The following is a 4,326-nucleotide window of genomic DNA, read 5'->3' as shown; positions in this document are numbered from 1 at the left end:
GTGCTGCCGCGCGTGCACGGCTCCGCGCTGTTCACCCGTGGCGAAACGCAGGCGATCGTCGCCGTCACGCTGGGCACCGCCCGCGATGGCCAGGTGATCGACGCCGTGGCCGGCGAGTGGAAGGACCACTTCCTGTTCCACTACAACTTCCCTCCGTTCTCGGTGGGCGAAGCCGGCCGCATGATGGGTCCGAAGCGTCGCGAAATCGGCCATGGCCGCCTCGCCAAGCGCGGCGTGCTCGCCGTGATGCCGACGATGGAAGCCTTCCCGTACACCATCCGCGTGGTGTCGGAAATCACCGAGTCGAACGGTTCCTCGTCGATGGCCTCGGTCTGCGGCAGCTCGCTGGCGCTGATGGATGCCGGCGTGCCGATCAAGGCGCCGGTGGCCGGCATCGCGATGGGCCTGGTGAAGGAAGGCGACGAGTTCGTCGTGCTGAGCGACATCCTGGGTGACGAAGACCACCTGGGCGACATGGACTTCAAGGTCGCCGGTACCGCCAACGGCGTGTCCGCGCTGCAGATGGACATCAAGATCGAAGGCATCACCGAAGAGATCATGAAGCAGGCGCTGACGCAGGCGAAGGCCGGCCGACTGCACATCCTGGGTGAAATGGCCCAGGCGATGTCCGCACCGCGCCAGGAACTGAGCGAGTTCGCGCCGCGCCTGATCACCATCAAGATCCACCCCGACAAGATCCGCGAAGTGATCGGCAAGGGCGGTTCGGTGATCCAGGCCATCACCAAGGAAACCGGCACGCAGATCGACATCCAGGACGACGGCACCATCACCATCGCCTCGGTGAACGGCGCCGCCGGCCAGGCCGCCAAGGCCCGCATCGAGCAGATCACGTCCGACGTCGAGCCGGGCCGCATCTACGAAGGCAAGGTCGCCAAGATCATGGACTTCGGTGCGTTCGTCACCATCCTCCCGGGCAAGGACGGCCTGGTGCMCGTGTCGCAGATCTCCAACGACCGCGTCGAGAAGGTCAGCGACGCGCTGAAGGAAGGCGACGTGGTCAAGGTCAAGGTGTTGGAAGTCGACAAGCAGGGTCGTATCCGCCTGTCGATCAAGGCCGTGGAAGAAGGCGAGGGCGTGTCGGCCGAGTAAGCCGCACGACATCGCAAGGCATGACGGAAAAGCGGGCTTCGGCCCGCTTTTTCTTTTGGGTCACGGAGTGCCGCGTTGCGGCGCATCGTGCCTGCGCACGGCCATCGTCCGTGTCTTACGACGACCGCCGGACTTCCGTCCAGGCTGCGTCGGTTTCCCGGCTCGCGGCACGGGCGTAGCCGCCCGTGCCTTCGGTTCGCCCCGCGCAAACGCAGGCGAGCCCGGCACTGCTGCCGCCGCGCAACGGCGCGGACATGCCCCTTTTCCGCGCGTCCCGCCTGCGCACGACGTCGACGTGATGCAGGGCGAGCCTAGGGCGCTCCCGTTCTGGCACCGGACTTGCACGGCGTCATGCGCGTCACGGAATTTGCGAAATTCGAATTTCAGTTTTGCGTCGGCATGCCGATAGGAACGGGAAGAACATCGAAGAAGTGCAGCGGGGAAGCTGCCTTTCGTGAGCAGGGGAAACGTCCGTACCGGCGTGGTGTGGCGCCTTCCGGGGAGCCGCCGAGGCGATGTCTCGGGGTTCGTCTGGCGTCGTGCAGTGCGGGACGACGACACGCGGTTTGGTCACTTGGGGGAAATCGATGGAATCAGTCGTCGGCACGCGTGCGCGGGCCAACAGCGGGCCGATGTCGGTCTGCCGCACGTCTCTCCGGCCATGGCGGCTCCTGCTGCTCGCGTCGACCCTGCTGCCTTGCCTGGCGAACGCTGCCGACGGCAAGGGCTATGCCGATGCGCCGGTACGCAAGGCCGGCCTGTGGGAGGTGACGATCATCGCGCACGCACCACGGGGTGCGGGCGGGCGTATGCAGCCTGCCATGACCGCGCTCCAGTGCRCCGACGCGGGTGCCGAGCGCGTGGTGCCGTTGTTCCTGCTTCCCGCCCGCGAGCAGTGCCGCCAGATCACCGTTTCCAGGAACGGCAGTGGCCATGAGATCAACACCGTCTGCGAGACGCACGGCCMGCGCGTCGACACGCAGGTGAAGGTGCAGGGCGACATGCAGGCCCGGTATGAGGGCACCTATCGCATCCGCTACCCGGCGTCTCCTTCGAACGACACAGGACGCGTGCCGTTCAAGGGGCGATGGCTGGGCCGGTGCAAGCCCGGCCAGCGCGCCGGCGACATGGTGCTGCCGAACGGCATCACCGTGAACACGGTCGACGATGCGCGGCGCGCAAGCGGGCACGCGCATTGAACGGCCTCGCTGTCGCGGATGCATGGCGTCGCGCCACGCCGCATCCGCATCGCACGCCGGGCATCGCCATGCCCGCCACTTCTTGCTCGCGCAACACGGGGTCGCCCGTGGCGCTTTCTAGTCTTCTTGCTTTCAGGACGGAACGGATCATGCAGATTGCCGCGGTAGTTGGAGAACGATGGGCCGCCCTGGCCTGTCACGGGAACGGAAGGAAACGCATCGCCACGGTCTGCGTCCTGATGCTTCTGGCGCTGTTCCTCCCGGCCGCGCACGCGCAGGTCAAGAACGGCGGCTTCGAAACGCAGAACTTCTCGGAGTGGAAGCTCGAACGCTACACGCGCTCATCCAGTGCCCTGCCGGTCGTGCCGCCGACCAACAGCAGCCAGCTGACCCTGGGTGCGGTGCAGGAGACCGTTCCCAGCAGCAACACGGTCAACACCGCCTTCGGCGGCAATGTCCGCATCCTCACCGCGGCCGGCACTGCCGCCAACACCGGTGGCAACGGTGCGCGCTATCCCTTCTCCGGCACCGCGTCTTCGCTGCTGGGTGGCAACGGTGCGCGCGCCGCGTATGCGATGGAGCAGCAAGCGACGATGGTGCTGAGCGACGTCGATCCCGTCGACGGCAAGGTCCACCTGCGCTTCGCGATGGCGCCGGTGCTCAACAATCCCAACCATCCCGCAGGCCAGCAGCCGTTCTTCTTCGTCGAAGTCATCAATCTGACGAAGGGCAACACCCAGCTCTTCCATACCTTCAACTATTCGAACCAGGCCGGCATTCCCTGGCAGTCGTTCGGTGCCTACCAGTTCACCAACTGGCAGGGCTTCGACATCTCGCCGGGCAACGGACGGCTGGACGTCGGCGACCAGATACGGCTGAAGGTCTACGTGGCGAACTGCTCCGCAGGCGCCGCCGACCACACCGCCCAGGTCTACATGGACGTGTTCGGTTCGAAGATGCCGGGTCTCAGCGTGTCCGCCGTCGGCCCGTCGACGACCAAGCCCGGTGAGCAGGTCACCTACACCTACAACTACGTCAACAACTCGGGCGTCTATGCGCTCGGTTCGATCGTCCGCCTCGCGGCGCCGATCACCGAAAACGGCCTGCCGCTCACGTTCGTCCCCAATGCGTTTCCCGCGTCGTGTTCCGGTCCCCACGCCGGCACGGCCCCGCGCGCGGACTACATCGACTGTCCGGTCGGCGATCTCGTGGCCGGCGCCGGCGGCAGCTTCCCGGTGACGTTCACCGTACCCGCCGGTGCGGCGACGACCGGCCCGAACAACGTCATCAACAACGGCGACTACGATGTGCGCGCGAATACGGTCAGCCCTTTCATCGGGCCGCTCGTCAAGACCACGATCTCGCCGGCGAGCACCACGCTGATCGACCTGGGCGTCAGTGTCGGCAACGGCAACGTGCCGTCCTACCTGGTCGGCGGCGCGGTGGCCTACACGATCACCGTGACCAACCATGGTCCGGTCGACGCCAACGGCGCAAGCCTTTCGCAAAGCCTGAGCGGTGCGAACGGCACCGCCGCCTGGACCTGTGCGGTCCCGGGCGGCAGCACGGCCAGCTGCGGCGCCACCAGCAGTGGGTCCGGCACCCTGTCGACGGCCACCGCCAACCTGCCGGTGGGCCAGTCGCTGGTCTATACCGTCAACGGCATCACCGCGGCATCGGCCGGTACGCCGGTAGTGACGGTGGTCAGCGTGACGCCGCCCGCCGGGATGTCGGACAGCGTCGCCGCCAACAATACCGATGGCCTCAGCACGCCCGTGAGTGCCGCGCAGCACCTGCTCACCGCCCACACCACCGGTGCCGGCAGCGGACGCCTCAATGCCATTCCCGCGGTCTACGCCTGCCCGTCGGGCGGCGCGAGGACGGCCTGCAGTTCGGGGAACCTGGGCGAGGGGCAGGAGGCCTACCTCACCGCCGTGGCCGACAACGGTTCGCTCTTCAAGGGCTGGACAGGCGGATGCGCCAGCGTGACCGGCAACGAATGCCGAGTGCAGATGGG

At 66.9% G+C, this 4,326-nt stretch carries 3 protein-coding genes; all 3 read left to right on the top strand.

The features are described 5' to 3' along the window. Positions 1–1,110 (top strand): polyribonucleotide nucleotidyltransferase (pnp, locus tag AC04L7_RS13130; protein WP_475513166.1); only part of this gene is annotated, 1,110 nt, incomplete at its 5' end. Positions 1,111–1,697: 587 nt separating this feature from the next. Next, on the top strand, positions 1,698–2,309 hold the full coding sequence (locus AC04L7_RS13125; protein ID WP_475513165.1) for a DUF3617 domain-containing protein: 612 nt from the start codon (positions 1,698–1,700) through the stop codon (positions 2,307–2,309). A 239-nt stretch (positions 2,310–2,548) separates the two neighbouring features. Then, positions 2,549–4,326 (top strand): InlB B-repeat-containing protein (locus AC04L7_RS13120; RefSeq protein ID WP_475513164.1); only part of this gene is annotated, 1,778 nt, incomplete at its 3' end.

The organism is Pseudoxanthomonas sp. LjRoot204_2 (assembly GCF_056175765.1).
Note: the sequence above shows the minus strand (reverse complement) of the source record. Positions and strands in the feature narration are given on the sequence as shown.